Here is a 242-nt window from a genome sequence, read left to right on the forward strand (position 1 = left end):
CACCGGCAGCTTCATCAGTCGGATGGTGTTGGTGACCTGCGAGCGGCTGCGGCCGATCTTGGCGGCGAGCTCCTCGAGGGTGGCGCCGAACTCCTCCAGCAGCTGCTGGTAGGCCGCCGCCTCCTCGAGCGGGTTGAGCTGCACCCGGTGGCTGTTCTCCAGCAGGGCGTCGCGCAGCATCGCGTCGTCGGAGGTGTCCCGGACGATCGCCGGCACGGTCTGCCGCTCGGCCGCCCGCGCGG

The 242-nt window shown here is 71.9% G+C and carries 1 protein-coding gene; it reads right to left on the minus strand.

Annotated features, from left to right (window positions below; genetic code table 11):
* Positions 1 to 242: ParB/RepB/Spo0J family partition protein (locus AC0IVP_RS22105; protein WP_471759305.1), on the minus strand; the 242-nt coding region annotated here is incomplete at both ends.

It is taken from the genome of Klenkia sp. AC732 (genome assembly GCF_979256525.1).